Source organism: Stieleria varia, from assembly GCF_038443385.1.
GTDB lineage: Bacteria > Planctomycetota > Planctomycetia > Pirellulales > Pirellulaceae > Stieleria > Stieleria varia.
In genome coordinates, this window is the sequence record NZ_CP151726.1 from 9,385,902 (window position 1) to 9,404,355 (window position 18,454).

Consider the following 18,454-nt stretch of genomic DNA (forward strand, 5'->3'; position numbering starts at 1 on the left):
AACCCAAGGCTACGAAACGAGGGCGAGACCAACTCCACAAAACCCTACCAAAGAGAAAGCTACCCCTTCAACCAAAAAGGCTCCTGATATTCTTTTGTCAACGCTGGCGAAGGTAAGCAAGCAAGTCGGCCATTTGCTGTGGCGTCACTTCCTTTTCGATCCCCTCGGGCATCAGGGAAATGTCGTTGGATTTGATTTCCTCGATTTCATCTCGCGAAACGGAGACGACTTTGTTTTCCGCCATCTTCAACACCACGTTCCCTCCCGAATCATTGACGATCAATCCACTATAGACTTCACCGCGATCGGTCAGAATCGAATAAGACGTATAGCGTGGCTCGACCTTTGCATTGGGATCTAAGATGTCATAGAGCAAGGCTTCCGGGCTGCGATTGACCGCGTCTGTGAGGTCAGGTCCGATCTCGTGTCCGACATCTCGCAATCGATGGCAGTTGGCACATGCGCGTTGAAACACGGCCGCGCCATGTTGAGGCGATGCGTCAGCGGTCAAGGCCGACTGATACTGCCCGGCGACCGCACGGCGATTGGCCGATACCGCACCGCCTAACAACTCAGACGCAAGCGAGCGGATGGACGCGTCGCTGTGTTTGAGCAGCCGAACACGTTGATCGATGGATAGCAATGATGGCGACATGGTTTTGTCTTTCATCGCCTCAAGCATCGAAAGGGTCCCATCAGTGCGACGCAGCATGGTATCCATCGCTATGGGACGCGCCGCCGGCGCGAGTTGAGACCAATGCTCAATGAGCAACTGACATTTGGCAGTCGATACGACGCGGGAAAATGAGCGAACGGCCGCGACTTGAATCTCTGATGGTTGATCCGCACGGAAGAGCTCACGCCAAATCGGCAAGCTCTCTGCTTCACCGCGTTGAGACAACAGCCCGATTGCAGCAACGCGGCTTTCCAGAGATGCATCGGGATCGCTCAGCACCGATTCGCCGTCTCGGATCCAGTCGGCCAGAACGCCGGCGACCGCGGCAAGTTCGCTTGGGGGCGACTTCACAAAGGCCGCCAAGGTCGTTCGCCCCATGGGGCCACGATGTCGCTGCAAGCCATCCGCAAAACCAACGACGGCGGCGTATTGCCACCATGCTTGGAGCGGTGCGGGGTCGCCAAAGAATGACCGCACAAAATCCCGGATTTCGTTCGTCTCTCCGCGAGCGCCGGTGATGGCGGCCAAATCATGAACAAAGGAAAGCCGATCGTCGGTGGCGGAGGAAACAAACTCCGCGTCGGCTACACACGCTTTCAGCAGTTTCGTCGAACGCATTGCCGCCGTCGTCAGGATAGCGTCCCGAATCAGTGAGTCGTTGAAATGTTGTTTTGCTGCGTTGGCCAACGCAGCGGTCGCCCCTTCTGACGTCGTGCCGCCCAACGAAATCACGGCTTGCCGCACCACCGAATCGTCGGTGTCTCCCACGTGGCCGATCAAGGTGTCCAGCAATGCTTCGTTGTCGAGTCTGTCCGACGAGAGTTGAGCCGCTGCGGCGCGGACATGCCAGTCGGAATCTCCCAGTGCAGCGATCAAGTCTTGATCCTCCAACGCATGGATCCCCGCAAGAGTCCAGAGACAGTGCAGCCGTCCACTGGAACTTTGACTCAATCGCAACTGCTGCCGCAATGCCACCACCATTTCGCGTGAGCTGCCCGATGCGGCGTAGTCTTCTACGATCAGTTGTTGCGCGATGAATTGACGCCAGCCGTTCGGGTCGCTCAACATGGCGACTCGCTCAGCGACGGTCCTGGGCTCGACGTAGGGTGCTGGCGGAGACACGTCCTTGGCAACGATGCGATAGACGCGTCCTCGATCTTCTCCTGCGCGCCAATCCAACTTGGCGGCGATCTCTGGCGGCAAGAACTTGGGATGCTCGACCCACAGTCGATACATGTCGGCCAGATACAGTGCGCCGTCGGGTCCACTGGCGAGACTGGCCGGACGGAACCAGGGATCGGTGGATGCTAAAAAATCAACGCGTCTCTGAGCTCGACTTGCCGTCAGCATCGAGCCTTCGCGATCGATCACGCTGCGAGTCACAAGGTGCCCGATGGGTTCACACACAAACACGCTGTCTTGATAAGGTCTGTCGGATGTATCCTTTCCCAGGGCATCACCGGTCAACGCCGTCACACCGCACGCCGCGGTGTGCGTTCCCGCGTGAGAAAGGTAGTTGCTCTTCATCTCGATCAACGGATAGACGCGTGAGTCGCCGCCGGAGGGTGCAACATCGTATGACATCCGCGAGACCAAATGAAAGGGATTGCGCGCTGCGATCTCTGGCGTCAATGTAGTCGTGATGATCGGGTTGCGGTTGGTGCAGTAGAATCGGTTGCCCCAGCGATCGACCGTGTTGCCGAACTGTCCCCAACCGCCATCGGCACGAAATCGCAGCGTTCGAGGATCGAAGAGAAAGTCTCGCCGAGGCATCTCGACCGCTTCATCCGGTGACGCCGACGAGACGATCTTGCCGGGCCCGTAATTACAATGCACCCAGTTGTCGATTCCCCACCTCGGGTTTCCGATTTGCATCTGCGGGTGCGCGGGCGTGAATCCATCGAAGAGCACGTTTCGAACATCAGCGATGTCGTCGCCATCGGTATCGACCAAGTGCACGATGCGAGTTTGCTCCCCGATCAGCAAGCCGCCGCGATAGGGCATCGCGCTGTGACAAAAATTCAGGCCATCGGCAAACACGGTTCGCTGGTCCGCCCGTCCGTCGTCATCCGTGTCCTCGATCAAGACCACTCGTGAAAGCGGTGGCTCGCCCTCTGGAGGTCCCGTCGGATAGTCTCCGTATTCGACAACAAACATTCGACCTTGGGGGTCGAATGTGATGGCAACGGGATCCATGACCAGGGGCTCTGCAGCGAATAGTTCCAGTCGCAACGATTGTGCGATCTCAAAGCTGCCGAGAGAATCCTGGGCTTCCATCGGATCGGCGGTGGCCGCGTCGACCCAGTGCCGGCCTCCCCGTGTGCTTTCGATCACCTCCAGGGCATCGTCGGCAACCGTAGGCGGATCTGCAGCATGCAACGGGCAGGCGAGCCCGTAAAACACAAATGAAACGGCTAAATAGGCAGAAACAGCGAGTCGCATGGTGTGTGTCCGTTTGGTAATGCGGGCGGGGGCATCAGTGCGGGTGGGGACAATGGCAAACGCGTCATCGTAACCGCTCCAGAGCGTGTGAGCGGTCATCCTGGCCGCGAGTCACGGTTTTTCAGAGCTGCCTCGGCGACGTCGGATTGAGCCCGAAAGTAGTGGAAAGTCGGGCAAATAGGGCATTTCTGGAGGTGGTCATTTTTGACTGTCGAGTAGAATGACTGGACCCTCTGTGGTTCGTCGCATTCGAGGCGAGACCTCGACTCCCCCTCGGGGTTCAAACGAATCAGGCACTCCCGCCCCCGCCCCTTCTCAAATTGAGTCCGGCCATGCTCCATGACCGATTGTCATTATCATCGCAGCGTTGGCAATTCTGCCGTTGCCAAATTGCACATCGCCAAACCGCACATCGCCAAATTGCACATCGCCGCCGCGGCAGTCTCCTGGGAGCTTTGCTCACCGTTCTCGTGATCGCCGGATTGGTCGGCTATGCCGGCTACCGTTACATGCTGGAGAAACAGTCCGGCATCGATACGAGCACGCTCATCACCCAGGCGGTGGTGGTCGCACCCTTTGATCATATCGTGCTGGAACAGGGTGAAGTCGAGAGCAGCAGCAATATCGAATTGGTTTGTGAGATCAAGTCGCGGGGAACCAGCAGCGGAATTCCGATTCTGTGGGTGATCGACGAAGGAACCCGTGTGAACGAAGGCGACAAGTTGGTCGAACTCGACGCTGCGGCTTTGGAGACGGCGCTCAAGGAGGACAAGATCAGTGTGATCGCAGCGGAAGCCAACGTGACCACCGCTCGTGCGGCGGTGGAGCAAGCCAAGATCGCCCGGCAAGAGTACCTCGAAGGTGTCTTCAAAACAGAGGAACGTGCGATCCTCAGCGAGATGGCCGTTGCCCAACAAGACCTCCGCAAGGCCCAGTTGGCATTGGGCAGCAGCCAACGCCTGGTCGCGAAGGGCCTCGTCAAATCCCTGCAACTCGATGCAGACAAATTTGCCGTTGCCAACGCACGTAACCAGCTGGCCGCAGCGGAGGGACGCTTGAAGGTGCTGCAGGATCTGACTCGCAAGAAAATGCTGGTGCAGTTTGACAGCGACATCGAGGCCGCCGAGGCACAGTTGGCCGCCTACGAAAGCGAACTGGAGGAAGAGCAACTGCAGCTTGCCGACACGACCGCTCAACTGGAAAAGTGTGTGATCAAAGCCCCCGCGGCTGGTGTCGTCGTGCATGCCAATCGCTACAGCAGTCGTGGCGGAAACGCGGAATTTGTGGTCGAAGCCGGTGCGACGGTCCGCGAACGCCAAGCCATCATTCAACTTCCCGACCCTTCGCTGATGCAGGTCAACTGCAAAATCAACGAATCTCGCATCACCCTGATCGAAGCAGGAATGCCCGTCAAAATCGCCGTCGATGCGATCCCCGGTTTGCAGCTTCGCGGGCGAGTGACCAAGGTCAATCGCTATGCCGAACCGGGCAGCTTCTTCAGCTCGTCGATCAAGGAATACGCGACACTGATTGAGATTCTCGATCCACCAGACGTGATCCGAACCGGTATGACCGCAGAAGTCCAAATCTTTGTCGAACAGATCGCCGACGCTGTTCAAATTCCAATTCAAGGACTCTACGAGCACGGCGACAAAATGTATTCGCTCGTTCAGCGGGGACCTCAAGAGTTCGAAACGGTTGAAGTCGAACTCGGCGCAACGAACGACACCATGGCCAGCATCAAGTCTGGCCTGAAACCAGACGAGGTCGTTGTTTTGAACTTGAGAGAACATCTCGACCTGATGGACCTGCCTGAGCTGAGCGCGATCGACAACAGTGAGATGAAAGACATCGGCCGCGGCAATCCCGGCGCGGCGGAATCCGCAGAGCGTGGTCGCCCTGACGGTGCCCCCGGAGAACGCGGAGAACGCGGTGGACGCGGTGGACCAGACGGTGGACGCCAGGGTGGTGGTCCCGGTGCCGGTGGACCTGGAGGAGGCGGCCGCCCCGATCCGGCCACCATGGTCGAACGTTCCATGAGCAACAACGACAAGGACGGCGACGGGGTTCTGTCGCCCGAGGAAATCAGCGCGATGGATCCTCAGTATCGCGATCGTGTCGCGGAGGCCGATGCAGACGGAGACGGTTCCATCACGCGGGCGGAACTCACCGAGCATATGCAAAAGCGTTTTGGAGGAACCTGAGTCGATGTCCGTTGCCGACGCTTATCGTTCGCAAGATTCCAGTGACAACGTCGCGGGCACACGTCCAAACGCCACGTCGATCCGCAACTTGCAAAAACATTACGTGCTCAAAAGTGAAACGGTGAAGGCGCTTCGCGGTGTTTCCTTTGATGTGCCCGAAGGCGATTACGTTGCCATCATGGGACCGTCGGGAAGCGGCAAAAGCACGCTGCTGAACTTGCTGGGTTGCCTGGACAAGCCCACGTCGGGCAGTCTGCTGTTGGGCAACGATGACATCGCCATGATGACTGATGACCAACTCGCCGAAATTCGATCCGAGAGAATCGGATTTGTGTTTCAGTCCTACAACCTGATCCAGCAACTCACGGTCGTCGAAAACATTCAGGTGCCGTTGTTCTATCAGGGCAAATTGGGTGGCAAAGAATACCAACGCGCCGTCACGTTGGCCTCGCGAGTCGGCTTGGGAGATCGCTTGGATCACCGACCGACACAGCTATCCGGTGGTCAGCAACAGCGGGTTGCGATCGCACGCAGCCTTGTTAACGATCCGTACTTTGTTCTTGCCGACGAGCCCACCGGTAACCTCGATTCGGTCACCACAGAGGAAATTCTCAGTCTGTTCGACGAACTCAACGCGGAAGGCCGAACGATCATCTTGGTCACTCACGAAGACGAAGTCGCCGAGCGAGCAAAACGCGTGGTACGACTCAAAGACGGTTTGCTTCACACCGACACACTGAACGATCCCGCGCGACGCGAAGCAGCGAAGAAACGCCAAGCTTTGCACGCCGCAGAAATCGCCGCGCAGGAATAAACACCACCATGATTTGGCTTCGCACTCTCCGCCTCGGCGTCAAAAGTTTGGCCCTGCACCCGCTTCGCAGCGGCCTGACCATGCTCGGGATCCTGATTGGTGTTTGGTCGGTTATTCTATTGACCGCGATCGGACAAGGCGCCAGCGATCAAGTCCAGCGTCAATTCGAATCGCTCGGTGCCACCACCATCATCGTCCGCAGCCAAAAACCGCCCGAGGAAAAATTGGCCGGCATGAGCGCCAGTCAGTACGGTTTGCTGCGAAGCGACATGGACACGCTGCTTGCCACCGTCCCCACTATCAGGACCGCGATTCCGATTCGCGAAATCAGGCGTCAGTTCACTTACCGCGATCGAATGATCGACGGACGACTCGTCGGTTGCACTCCCGGTTACGCCGAAGTCAACACGTTGAAGGTCCGGGGGCAAAGCGGTCGCTTTCTCTCCGACGCCGACGGCATCAACCTCGACACGGTCTGCGTGATCGCCGCCGGCGTTGCCGAACGACTTTTCCCTTACGAAGAACCTCTGGGCAAGCGGGTCTACATCCCAGAGAGCAAGGACTACTACCGCGTCGTCGGCGTCTTGGAGGCTCGTAATCCATCGGCAGCCATCGGTGGCTCATTGGACTCGCAAGATTTCTCGGCAGACATCTATGTGCCGATCGAGACCCTGCGAAGTCGTGTCGGTGACACCATCGTGACTCGCCGTAGTGGACAGTTCCAAGTTGAGATCATGGAACTCAACCAGATCACCTTACAAGTCAACTCGGTTGACGAAGTCAAAAAGACAAAAAAGATGATTGAGAATCTGCTCAATCGTTCGCACGGTGATATCAACGATGTCGCCGTGGTCGCACCCCTTGAGTTGCTTGAGCAAGCCAAGAACTTGCGGCTGATGTTCTTGGGCATCGGCGTTCTGATCGCCTGCATCTCCCTTGTCGTCGGCGGCATCGGGATCATGAACATCATGTTGGCGAGTGTCACCGAGCGAACTCGCGAAATCGGCATCCGCCGCGCACTGGGTGCCAAGCAGCGCGACATCGTTCGCCAGTTCTTGATCGAAACGCTCGTGCTCAGCTTCGCGGGGGCCGGACTCGGCGCCCTGCTGGGGTTCCTCGGCCCATGGATGTACTCCCAACTCATCTACGTGGTCAAAGAAGGCTTTCCGGACAAGTTCGCGGCGTTACCCGAAGCGATTCGTGAAGCCGAACCGACGATCGTTTATGAAATCATCCCATTGGCCATGATCATCGCGGTCGTGGTCGGTCTCTTTAGCGGACTCTACCCGGCAATTCGGGCCGCCAAGATGAATCCGATCGACGCATTGCGTCACGAATAATGAACAGCGATCCGACCGACAGCGGGAAATGGGTCAACTTAACCAATGCGAACGAATGCGTTGCCTCGGCCGCGCAGATCACTTTAGAACTCCGATTGCGGGCGGTGCAAACCTCATTGCCGGTCGCTGCCGAGCAAGCGGATGAAACGCCGGAGCATGTTCATCGGCTGAGAGTGGCAACCCGACGCGCACTAGCTGCATTGGAGCTCTACGCAGATTTTGTGCCCGGCAAGGATGCCACTTGGCTTGCTAAGCAGATGAAAAAAATTCGCAAAGCGGCAGCGCTCGCGCGTGACCTGGATGTGCTTACCTCGCGTTATCACAAGTCACCAAGCTCCAAGCGTAAACACATCTTGCGTCGGCTCAATCGATTGCGCAGCAGGGCACAACGATCGATCGTAGGTCTGAATCAAAAACTGACTGAGAACGAACGCCTGAGTCGACGAATCGATCGAGTGCTGCGCGGAATCGTTCAGGACACCGATGTGAAATTGGTTGATTTTGCCCTGTCAAAGATCGGGCAACAGGCCAATGCTTTTTTCAATGGTGCGCCGGTTGATCTCGGCGATATCGATCAGCTTCACCGATTTCGTGTCCAAGCCAAGGCGTTTCGATACTCAATGGAGCTCCTCTGCGACGCTTTGCCCGAAACGATCCGCTCGGACATTTACCCCTTGGTCTGCCTTGTCCAAGATCACCTTGGCGAAATCAACGATCACGCCGTCGCGCAGCAAAAACTCAAGCAGCTTTGTCGCAAAGAGAAACGTGATGGACATTCACGCCAGGTGAAAAAGTTGGCGAGGAGAGAAAAACAGGCTATGCAGTGGGCGATCGCCAGATTTCAAGACTGGTTCACTCCCCGTTTTCTGAACGATTTTCGGCTCAAACTCGACGAAATCCTCACCAATTCTCCCTGAGACACCCTCCGCGAGCATCCAATCGCTGAATCACCGTTGAGTAAAATCCGTGTCTTGCTGTTAGAATATGAGAACACACCCCCTCAGCTTTCCCACCTCCAACTTCCCGCCGATTGAGTTTCCACGATGACGCGATCATTGAAGCTTTCCCGACGAACCCTCCTGCGTGGCACCGGGGCCGCTGTCGCTCTGCCTTGGCTGGACGCGATGTCCTCTCGCAGTGCTTGGGCGGCCGAGACGGGCAAGCCGCCGGTACGCTTGGCGTTCTTTTATGTTCCCAACGGCGTGAACATGAACGATTGGCGTCTCGGGGAACCCGGTGAGCTCAGCGAACTGTCCCCGATTCTCAAACCGCTCGATCCCGTCAAAGACAAAGTCAACGTGTTGACAGGGATGGCGGCCGACCACTGCAATGGTAAGTCTGCTTCGCATGAACCGGCCGGCGGCGGCTACTTGGTCGGACGCAAGTGCAAACACTCCGAAGAACCCGAGGTCGGTGGCGCGTCGGTCGATCAAGTCATCGCGAGACAGATCGGCTACCAAACTCCCATCGATTCACTGGCCCTGGGAATCGACCCCGGTCACCGTGGCGACCACGGTTACAGCGGTACCTACATGTCACACATCTCATGGCGTGACAAACAAACACCGGCGGCGCTGGAACTCAATCCGAAACAACTCTACGACCAACTGTTCCGCGGCAAGACTCCCACCGCACCCGACTGGAATGCCCCCAAACCGACCGAGGCGGCGCAGAAAGATGATTCGGTCGAAGCCAGTGTGTTGGATTTGGTCCGTGACGAAACCAAGTCACTGCAACGCCAACTGGGTTTCAACGACCGTCGCAAACTCGAAGCGTATTTGGATGGATTGCGAAGCATCGAACGACGTATCGCATCGGCCGATCGTGATGCTCACTCGCACCATCAAGACTCGTTCGCAGATGATGCTCATGTACAGGGGGCACACGGCAGTGACTCGGCGGCAGAAATCCCCACGCTGATCATCCCCGAGGGAAAGGGCATCCCATCCGTCTATGCCGACCACGTCAACTTGATGCTCGACATCATGACACTCGCTTTTCAAACCGATACCACTCGTATCGCGAGCTTCATGTTCTCCTACGAGAAATCCGGACGCTCCTATCCAGAGATCGATGCCAAGGGATCGCACCACTCGACATCCCACCACCAGAGCAAAGAAGAAAACTTGGTGCAGTTGACCCGCATCAACAGACACCACATGGAATTGTTCTCGCGAATGATCCAGCGAATGGCGGAGATCCAGGAAGGCGACGCAACGCTACTGGACAACGTGATGCTCTGCTACGGCAGCGGCATCAGCGACGGGAACAAACACAACAACGACGACTTGCCCCTATTGATCGCCGGAGGCGGTGGCGGAACCATCAAAGGCGGTCGCCATCTCGTCTACAAAGACAAAACACCGCTGTGCAACCTGTATCTCGAATTCCTATCGCGAATGGGCGACCATCGTGAGTCGTTCGGTGACAGCAGCGGACTGTTGGGCAATTTGCAGGGATGAGCGATCCAATCATGTTGCGTTCATTTTGGCACTCAACGGTGCGTCCAGTCGTTGCTTGTTCGCTCGTTTGGATCTGTCTGGCAACGGTCGCGCAGGCTCAGCCCGGACGCGACAAGGATCCTCTGTCGTGGGACCGCAATGTCCAAGCAATCGTCAATCGGTTCTGCGTCAAGTGTCACAATGAAAGTGAGCCCAGCGGCGATGTGAATCTCGCTCAAGACGAAGACATCCGGCAGATCCTGGAACATCGTCGCACTTGGGAAACGGCACTGTCGGTTGTCGAGCAAGGTGAAATGCCGCCCGATGATGCACGTCAGCCCTCGGACGAACAGCGACAACACTTGATCGGTTTCATCCGCCGCACCCTTGAGGAACTCGACTGCAGCGAGGCCGCCGATCCTGGGTACCCGAATGTCCGACGTCTGAACCGTGTCGAGTACGATTTGACGATCGAGGACTTGACCGGACTACGGATGAATTTGGCGGAAACCTTTCCGCCCGATGCCAGCGCGTACGGCTTTGATCACTTGGGCGAAGTCCTCAGCCTTGCGCCCTCTCAAGTCCAACAGTATTTCGACGCGGCGCAAAAAGTTGTCGCTGAGCTGATCCGGCAAAAAGATACTCGACCCGAACTCTACATACGAGCCTTTGGCAACAAGCCGGCCAACCGCGACGACGAGCGTGTGCAAGCGAAAGCTGCGGCAGAACGTTTCGCCACGCGCGCTTTTCGTCGACCTGTCGAATCCGACTATATCGATCAGTTGATGGGGCTCTATGACAAAGCCCGTCAAAAAGACCAGACGCACCAGCAAGCGACCGGGCATCTGTTGTCGGCCGTCATGATCTCACCCAAGTTTCTCTTGCGTGTTGAACAGAATCGGCCCGGCCTCTACGAAGCGTATCCGGTCGACGAGTATGAGCTGGCGACGCGATTGAGCTATTTCCTGTGGTCACGACCACCGGACGATCGACTGTTGGATCTCGCTGCGGGCGGCAAACTTTCACAGGATGACATTCTGGAGCAGGAAACTCGCAGAATGCTAGCCGATCCACGCAGCCTCGCTCTGGCAGAAAACTTCTTCGGTCAATGGTTGTCCCTGCGAGACGCTCAGACACATCAACCCGATCGCGAGCAATTCCCTCAATTCAACGAAGCTCTGCGGCAAGCGATGCAGGACGAGATGCGGCTGCTGTGCAGCGAGATCGTGCAAAACAATCAACCGGTCAACGACCTGATTGATGCCGATTACACCTACCTGAACCAATCGCTTGCTGAGCACTACGGTATTGATGGTGACTTTGGCAAAGAGCCTCGCCGTGTGCAGCTCGCCGATCGCAGACGCGGCGGTGTGGTCACGTCGGCTGCCCTGACGATGCTGTTGGCCGACCCGGCTCGAACCAATGTTCCCCGACGCGGAAACTTCATCGCCGGTCGTTTACTGGGAACGCCACCACCACCACCGCCGCCCAACGTTCCGCCACTGGAAGATGTTGCCGACGATGGCACGCACAAGACGTTGCGTGAATTGCTGGAACTGCATCGTAGCAAACCCGAGTGCGCCAGTTGCCACGCCAAAATGGATCCGCTGGGTTTTGCTCTGGAGAACTACGACGCGATCGGTCGTTGGCGTGACACGGACAACGGACAACCGATCGACGCCTCCGGTGAATGGACCGGTGGCGAAGAGTTCGACGGTCCCGTGGGCTTGAAAGATTTGCTGTTGGAGAAACGCGATGAGTTCTCCGCGACACTCATTCGAAACCTATTGATCTACGCATTGGGCCGTGGCTTGCACGGCAGCGATGAATGCGTCGTTCAAGATTGCTTGAAAGCAGCTCAGCAGGACGAGTACCGTTTTGCAACCATCGTCGTGGCGATCACCAAGAGCGTCCCGTTCCGCTACCGACGCAACCCGATCGACTGACCGTTTCGCCTCGCTCTGATTTTCAAGTACGGCGGCAAAAATCTCGCGCGGTGCTCCAGGCTGCCCTCTGGTGCCCAAGCATCGCCACGCGGCGGCTCCGAGATTTCTTCGATCATAAATCCGCTGCGGCACAACCCACCCAGCAGCATGTCGAGGCCGTGTACGAACTCCACGGTCCCGGTTTCACGATAGCCGTTACATTCCGTTCCTCCAGGCAAACGTCGTCCTTCATCACACGGGTGAGCGATCCGAAAACCGCTGGCGGGATCAAAATCGGTGGCTTGCAGGCTGCCCGGCTGTTTCTGCTGTGAAAAATAAACACCGCTAGGTTTCAACACGCGTGCAATCTCTCGGTAAACAGGCCAGACGTCGGCCACATAGCACAAGCTGACCGGATGCAGCACCGCATCGAACGTCGCGTCGCCCAACATCGACAAGTCGTCCATCGACGCTTCGATCAGTTGCAACGACAGCCCCATGCGTTGGGCGACCAGTCGATCGATCGAGAGTTGCAGAGAGCTGAAATCGACGACTGTAACGTTCGCGCCCGCGATCGCGTGCAGCGGCCCGTGCGTTCCCCCTCCCGCCGCCAAACACAACAAGGATCCGCCACTGAAACAGACTTCGTCTCGCAACCAAGGGTCGACGGCCTGCAACGCCTCCTGTCGTGACTCAGGCAAAATGCCGCTGAACACGAAGCGAGGATCGTTTGCCTTATCGTCCCAAGCTTGACGGTTTTGTTGCTGGATCGGGATGTTGGACGATTCCTTGTCACGACGCAGCGCTGCAGAGAGTTCGTTTAGGCTTGGTGAACTCGGATCGGTCAACCGGCGTCGTACTGCATCAAGAGGGCTGTAAATCACTCCACCGATCAATAACTTGGGCGGTGTCGGCTCACTGACTCCCGTCCATTGACCACCGAAATGCAACGCCAGGTACTCGCCCCACCATGCACCGTAAACCAACACCAGCGATTGCAGAAATGCCGGATCGCCAACAATCCGCTCACGATCCAAAATCTGATCCACTGTCACCAGCGATCCGACGTCGCCCAATTCAATCGCACAACGATGTTGCTCTCGAGCGTGCTGCCGAGCAGCTATCGCATACGCGTCAAGTGGACCGGGTGAGCTCAATCCGTGGCCCCGCCTGATTTGCGAAGCGTCATCAGGTATTCCACCAGATCGACAAGTTGATCGACTGTCATCAGTCGCTGCAGATCTTGCGGCATCAACGACTTGGATTGTTTTTTCAGGATCTCAATCGAATCTTGAGCGACGGTTTTGTCGATCCCTTCGCTGGTCCTGAGAGTCACTGCCTGATCGGTCTCGCTGATCAACAATCCGGTTACGGTGCTACCGTCTTCGGTCAGCAGTGAATAGGTTTCAAAGTTGTGGCTCACCGCAGCACTTGGGTCCAAGATGGAAACATACATGGCTTCGCGCGACAGCTTGCTGCCGATCTCCGTCAGGTCTGGCCCCACTTCTTTTCCTTCTCCGCGAACCTTGTGGCAGTTGATGCAGGTTCCTTCGGTTCGGAACACGATTCCACCGGCGTCAACATTGCCTTTGCGTTTGACCAGTTCGGCGACGGTCGGCAACGGCTTGCTGTCTTTGGTCGCAGGCAATTCCAGGTATTTGGACGCTTCGGCGGCAATCGCCTCGTCGTCAGACGACAACAAAACGTTCGCCGCAGCAAATTTCAGTTCGTTGGCTAACTTTCCAGCGGCCACCAGTCCGAGGACTTCTTTTTGCCCGGCAGTTTGTCGTCCCAACGCGGCGATCGCTGCCGACTGCAACTCGACCGTTGTGTTAGAGTCTGTCAGCAGTGGCAACAACATGGTGACCGTTTTCTTTCCACCGGAACGACCGATCAGTCCGATCGCCGAAGTTGCTTTGACCGCGTTGTCGCCCTTCGCGATCGACAACAACGCCTTTTCCTGGCCCATGGCAAAGAGTGCATCTGCCGCGCGAACGCCACCGGTCTCGTCAGCATGACTCAGGCTGTATGCGACAAGGTCATCCGTGATCTCGGTCGGCTGAAACCGCCCGATCAATTCAAAATACTGATCCGTTCCGGGCTGTGACTTGAGGTATCGCAGTACGGCGGCTTTGGCGGGTTCGGAGGAATTGAGGTCAAACGACTTCATCCTCAGCACCGTTTCAACAACCAATTTGTCCTTGGGGTTCAACGCGGGCGGTTCGTCCGCGCAGACCAAATCCACGGCCAGGAAAGCAGCAACGAATAAAACAAATGTGGTTCGTAGAATCATAGAATTACGTCAGCCCTCAAGTACGTCAGCCTTTCCAGGCTGACATGCGAAAGATAATGTCAGCCTAGAAAGGCTGACGTACTACAGATAATGTCAGCCTGGAAAGGCTGACGTGCGGGTGTTTGTGTCAGCCTGGAAAGGCTGACGTACTTGAGCACCCTACAGTCCCAACAAGGACTTCAACGCTGCTTCCTTTTTCGCCCCGTCGTGGAAGTCGAACGCACGCATGTAGTGATCCGTTTGATCCGCGGGGGTGCTGGAATCCTGAAGGATCTTCACCAAGTAGCTCGCTGCATCACCCGCCCGACTTCGCCAAACGATATCACGTCCGGCAGGCGTATTCCAATCCTCGCCGACTTGCTCCAGCCATGTGGCGAAAAACTCGTCCGCACGCGGATCCGATGCGAGGCCCAATGCCTCCAGGTACCACCGGTCCTTGCCGTCGTACTGTTGAGCAAGCTGCGCCCAAAGCTCGGCGGCTTGCGGTGCGGTGCTGTGCCGGAGAGCAACCAACAGTTCACGTCGGACTTGAGGTGACGGATCGCGAACGACAGCGTTGGCATATTGATCAACACTCATCTCGAGCTGACGAGCCAAGCGGATGCCGACGATGCGGATGTTGGGATCTTTGTCCGCCAACGCTTGTTGAACAGTCTTGGCACCGTTTCCTTCGATCTTGCCCAACAACCACAGCGCCCGGGCGCGATAGATCGGGTTGTCTGACGCCGTCATTTTTTGTAGTGCCGCTTCTGCGCCACGGCCCATCTTGTGCAATGCTTGCCAAGCAAGATAGCGAGTCGCGTAGTTCGGATTCTTGAGTGCTTCGATGGCACCATCGGCCGTGCTGAAATCAAACTTCGGAACGTTGTATTTGCCGCTGTGGTCCAGCGGCAAGATACGGAACAAGCGTCCTTTGTCCAAGTCACCCATGCCGTGCCCGCCGACGCCGGGATCGTACCAATCAGCAACCACGAGCGATCCGTCCGGAGCGATCTTAACGTCCGATGGACGATACCACTTGTCCTGCGTTCCCGTCAGGATGTCTCGTATCTTGGCACTGTAGCCGGCGCCGTCGTCTGACAGAATGTAGGCGCGGCAAACGTTCGGACCCGCATCGCAGTGCAACAATTGACCACGGAACATCGGCAACAAGTCGCCTTCGTAAACGGTGATTCCCGTGGGTGAACCGGCGCCGGTTTGCAGAAGGTTCGGAACGACGCCTGGATCATTCAGGTGCCAGTGTTGCAGTGGGACTTCATTGCTCATGCCCGTTCGAGCGGTCTTCCATCCGGCACCCGTCTTTTCGTCCTTGTAGCCGTAGTTCCCAAACTCCATCACATAATTGATGCGGACACCTTTGTTGCCGTCGTCGTCGTTGTCCGACTGCCACAGGCTGCCATAGGAATCGACGGTGACCATCCAGTTGTTGCGAAAGTTCCAGCCCAGCGTTTCAAACTCGCTGCCGTCCAGATTGCAGCGGAACACCATTCCCTCTTGATACGGTTTGCGATCCACCGTCACGCGATTGCCCGCCATATCGACCAACAAGTTGCCATCTTTGTCTTTGATCTCACGACCGGCGTTGCCGAAATTGAAATAGAGTTTGCCGTCCGGCCCGAACGTGAACGCATGGATGCCGTGGTCATGCTGTGAACCGCTGATGCCGCTGAACAGCACCTCTTTGCTGTCCGGCTTGTCATCGCCGTCGGTGTCGGTGAACACTTGGACTTTGTCGCCAGCGGACACGATCACCTTGTTGCCCAACACGCAGACACCGTGCGGTGAATCGATATCGGTTCCTTGGTAGTAGACCGTTTCCTTGTCGGCCTGTCCGTCGCTGTCGGTGTCTTCCAAGATCAGGATGCGGTCGCCCTCGGGGCGTTGGCCCAGATGTTTGCGATAGTTCACGATTTCGCAGACCCAAACACGTCCGCGATGATCGATGTCGATGTTCGAGGGGCTCAGCAATTGCGGTTCGGCTGCGAACAAGCTCGCTGCCAATCCCTCGCCGACCTCCAATCCATCCAGCGCAGCCGAAGCTTCTCGTGACCCTCCGCCGCCGGTTCCCGACGGTGTCGGGGGCTTGCTCGTGTAAACCAGGAACTCAACGCTGCTGGAATCACCACAACTGCCTTGATCGGTTCCTCCGTTGTCCAGTCCCGCGCGTGCTTGGAACCGGTTGTACCCGGTCGGCAGATCAAACGCGATGACGGAATTGGCATGCGTTCCGAAGCCGTATGCGACTGGCTTGCCGTTGATTTGCAGTTTCGCGCCGCCCGCGTTTTTGTCGACTCGAACTTGGCCGAAATCTGTCGTGGCGGACTTCCATTTCAAGTCCGTCAGCTTCATCTCGCCGGCCGGCCCCGTCAAACGGGGTTCGCCCCAGTCGGCCCAGTCACACCCGTAACCATTGCCTCCATCGGTGACGACGAGGTACAGCTCTTTTGCATCGCCGAGTTCCACGTTGATATCGACGCCGTTGGCAGCCTTGGTGATCGTCTTGCTCGCGAAGATCGGTTTCGCACCTGCTGACTTGGCGTTTGCGTTGATCACAGACCGCTTGATCTTGCGACCGACCTTCTTTTGTTCACCCGGTTTGGGTTCGTCCTGATTCGCTTCCAGGTCTTCTTGAGTCGGATTCGCGGTGGTCACGCCATTGGCGGGCACTTCCCCGTGCGCGGTCCAGACGATCGCGTTGAGCATGACCTTGCGGAAATTTTCGTCGCCCCAGTTCCAGTGAAAGTGTCCGCCGGTGAAACCAAAGCCGCGGCCACCGCCGTCTCGCTCGGCGGCCCAAGCCATGTGCTGGATTTCACCGTTGGCAACCGCTTTGCGAACAGCAGGGTTACCACTGTGGGGACCATCGCCGCGTCGCATGGTTTCCTCCGGCGGATGCGCCGACAAAATCGGCGTGACGCCCTTCATGCCGTCGCGAAACCGCATGTGAAAGTACCATTCATCATTGATCTTGAAGGGTTTCACACCTCGCGTCGTCGGGTGATCTGGAAACGAGGTGTAGTCGGCGGACCAGTGAGGATTGACGGACCAATGAGGCTCAAAGTAGCCGCCCATCCAGTCCAAAAACGCATCGCCCGGTTTTCCCTTGACCGTTTCCACGCCGTAGTGAATGCAGACCAGTCCGGCACCTTTCTTCATGATCGGATCAAATTCATCCAGGTGCGGGTTCAACAAGTGTCCGCCGCCGCCGTCACAGTACACGACCACCGAATCGGCGTCGGCCAACGCTTGGGCTCCTTCCTGTGGCCAGCCGTTGCGGAACACTTGGACTTCAAAGTTCGGCATCGCCTCAGCAAGCGCGCTGGCCAACAGTTGGCTTCCAGCGTAGTGCTCGTGTGAACCGTAGCCGTGACTCGGTCTGCCTGCGATGAAAACGACCTTCTTCTTTTCGCCGCTCGCTTTGCTCACGGCATCGTCGAGTTTCTTGAGGCGAATGTTACGGAACTGAACCTTCATCGGCGGTCCGGCGTGCAACTGCAGGGCGATGATGCCTGAGTCACGTCGCTGCTCGGTGTCGTTGTCCGTACACTCGGCGGTGGGCACACCGTTGATCTTATGGACGAAATGGAATCCGTCGGCGGTGATGGAGTATTCGTTCCAGTCTTCTTTCTTGATCTTGGATTGAATCTCTGCCGACTCACCCACGGAGCCAACGACCTTGACGGTGAACTTTCCGTCGTTGCGAACCAGTTCGGTTTTCTGGCCTCGGTTGGCGAGGATGCCGCGGAACTTTTCGCCGTAGAGGATTCCCGAGTAGGTATCACCTGCTTCGAAATCACCCTGGTAGCCACCGACCACCCATTTTTGATTTTCGGCATCGGGCTCAAAACTGCGATATTGAACGCCGGAGTTGCCGCCGATGATCTTGTACTCGAACCGCAACTCAAAGTTGCCGAACTCACCACCGCGGTAGATCAGGAACGTGTTTCCCTTCGTCGGATTGTCCGCCGTCGTCTGGCCGGTGATCGTTCCGTCCTGCACACTCCAGAACTTTGGGTTGCCATCCCAGTTCTCCAGCGTCTTGCCATCGAACAGTGAGACGAAACCGTCTTCGGCGGCACCGACGTTTCCGGCGAAGAGAAACAGCAGGGGTAGGAAAATGAACAAGCGAAGCGATCGCATATTTCAAGCCTCGTGGGAATCAGCGGGGGGGGGTGAGCGGCCATGAAGCGAGTCTTGCAGGCCTGGAAGGAACGCTGGGGACGATTATAGCCACTCTGCGCAAGGATTTCTTGGTCTCGCCGATCGCCGTTTTGGCTGGCGCCGATTTGCAGCCAACGCTCATCCACGGAGATTTCCCC

The 18,454-nt window shown here is 57.1% G+C and carries 10 protein-coding genes; 6 read left to right on the top strand and 4 right to left on the bottom strand.

The genetic code is table 11. The annotated features are described in order from the left end of the window. Nucleotides 1-97: 97 nt before the first annotated feature. Nucleotides 98-3,217, bottom strand: a complete 3,120-nt coding sequence (locus Pla52nx_RS31745) for a PVC-type heme-binding CxxCH protein (protein ID WP_146519243.1) — start codon at nucleotides 3,215-3,217, stop codon at nucleotides 98-100. 233 nt (nucleotides 3,218-3,450) lie between these two features. On the opposite strand from Pla52nx_RS31745, the gene Pla52nx_RS31750 reads away from it, so the two are divergent. The 6 genes from Pla52nx_RS31750 (at nucleotide 3,451) to Pla52nx_RS31775 (ending at nucleotide 11,863) form a co-directional block, all read left to right on the top strand. Next, nucleotides 3,451-5,322, top strand: coding sequence for an efflux RND transporter periplasmic adaptor subunit (locus tag Pla52nx_RS31750; protein WP_146519242.1), 1,872 nt, complete (start codon nucleotides 3,451-3,453; stop codon nucleotides 5,320-5,322). A gap of 4 nt (nucleotides 5,323-5,326) precedes the next feature. Next, a complete protein-coding gene (locus tag Pla52nx_RS31755) occupies nucleotides 5,327-6,136 on the top strand; it encodes an ABC transporter ATP-binding protein (RefSeq protein WP_146519241.1) in 810 nt (269 codons plus the stop codon). Nucleotides 6,137-6,144: 8 nt separating this feature from the next. Beyond that, nucleotides 6,145-7,476, top strand: a complete 1,332-nt coding sequence (locus tag Pla52nx_RS31760; RefSeq protein WP_146519240.1) for an ABC transporter permease — start codon at nucleotides 6,145-6,147, stop codon at nucleotides 7,474-7,476. Continuing rightward, nucleotides 7,476-8,393 carry a CHAD domain-containing protein gene (locus tag Pla52nx_RS31765; RefSeq protein WP_146519239.1) on the top strand — a complete coding sequence of 306 codons (918 nt, stop codon included), beginning with the start codon at nucleotides 7,476-7,478 and terminating at the stop codon, nucleotides 8,391-8,393. The genes Pla52nx_RS31760 and Pla52nx_RS31765 overlap by 1 nt, the downstream gene beginning before the upstream one ends. Before the next feature lie 126 nt (nucleotides 8,394-8,519). Beyond that, entirely contained in the window at nucleotides 8,520-9,938 is a 1,419-nt protein-coding gene (locus Pla52nx_RS31770) for a DUF1552 domain-containing protein (RefSeq protein WP_146519238.1), read from the top strand. An 11-nt stretch (nucleotides 9,939-9,949) separates the two neighbouring features. Continuing rightward, nucleotides 9,950-11,863, top strand: a complete 1,914-nt coding sequence (locus Pla52nx_RS31775) for a DUF1592 domain-containing protein (protein WP_197454419.1) — start codon at nucleotides 9,950-9,952, stop codon at nucleotides 11,861-11,863. On the opposite strand, the gene Pla52nx_RS31780 is transcribed toward Pla52nx_RS31775, so the two are convergent. From Pla52nx_RS31780 to Pla52nx_RS31790, 3 genes are all read right to left on the bottom strand, one after another. Beyond that, nucleotides 11,839-12,897 carry a class I SAM-dependent methyltransferase gene (locus tag Pla52nx_RS31780; protein WP_231741848.1) on the bottom strand — a complete coding sequence of 353 codons (1,059 nt, stop codon included), beginning with the start codon at nucleotides 12,895-12,897 and terminating at the stop codon, nucleotides 11,839-11,841. The genes Pla52nx_RS31775 and Pla52nx_RS31780 overlap by 25 nt on opposite strands. A 98-nt stretch (nucleotides 12,898-12,995) precedes the next feature. After that, on the bottom strand, nucleotides 12,996-14,135 hold the full coding sequence (locus Pla52nx_RS31785; RefSeq protein WP_146519236.1) for a c-type cytochrome: 1,140 nt from the start codon (nucleotides 14,133-14,135) through the stop codon (nucleotides 12,996-12,998). 159 nt (nucleotides 14,136-14,294) lie between these two features. Then, nucleotides 14,295-18,275 (bottom strand): PVC-type heme-binding CxxCH protein, encoded by a 3,981-nt coding sequence (locus Pla52nx_RS31790; protein ID WP_146519235.1) that lies wholly within the window; start codon nucleotides 18,273-18,275, stop codon nucleotides 14,295-14,297. Nucleotides 18,276-18,454 lie beyond the last annotated feature (179 nt).

Bases quoted from the DNA above. Each gene is read 5' to 3' on its own strand.
- Pla52nx_RS31755 (WP_146519241.1), top strand. From the start codon at position 5,327: ATGTCCGTTGCCGACGCTTATCGTTCGCAAGATTCCAGTGACAACGTC.
- Pla52nx_RS31775 (WP_197454419.1), top strand. From the start codon at position 9,950: ATGTTGCGTTCATTTTGGCACTCAACGGTGCGTCCAGTCGTTGCTTGT.
- Pla52nx_RS31760 (WP_146519240.1), top strand. From the start codon at position 6,145: ATGATTTGGCTTCGCACTCTCCGCCTCGGCGTCAAAAGTTTGGCCCTG.
- Pla52nx_RS31770 (WP_146519238.1), top strand. From the start codon at position 8,520: ATGACGCGATCATTGAAGCTTTCCCGACGAACCCTCCTGCGTGGCACC.
- Pla52nx_RS31785 (WP_146519236.1), bottom strand. From the start codon at position 14,135: ATGATTCTACGAACCACATTTGTTTTATTCGTTGCTGCTTTCCTGGCC.
- Pla52nx_RS31790 (WP_146519235.1), bottom strand. From the start codon at position 18,275: ATGCGATCGCTTCGCTTGTTCATTTTCCTACCCCTGCTGTTTCTCTTC.
- Pla52nx_RS31765 (WP_146519239.1), top strand. From the start codon at position 7,476: ATGAACAGCGATCCGACCGACAGCGGGAAATGGGTCAACTTAACCAAT.
- Pla52nx_RS31745 (WP_146519243.1), bottom strand. From the start codon at position 3,217: ATGACCGCTCACACGCTCTGGAGCGGTTACGATGACGCGTTTGCCATT.
- Pla52nx_RS31750 (WP_146519242.1), top strand. From the start codon at position 3,451: ATGCTCCATGACCGATTGTCATTATCATCGCAGCGTTGGCAATTCTGC.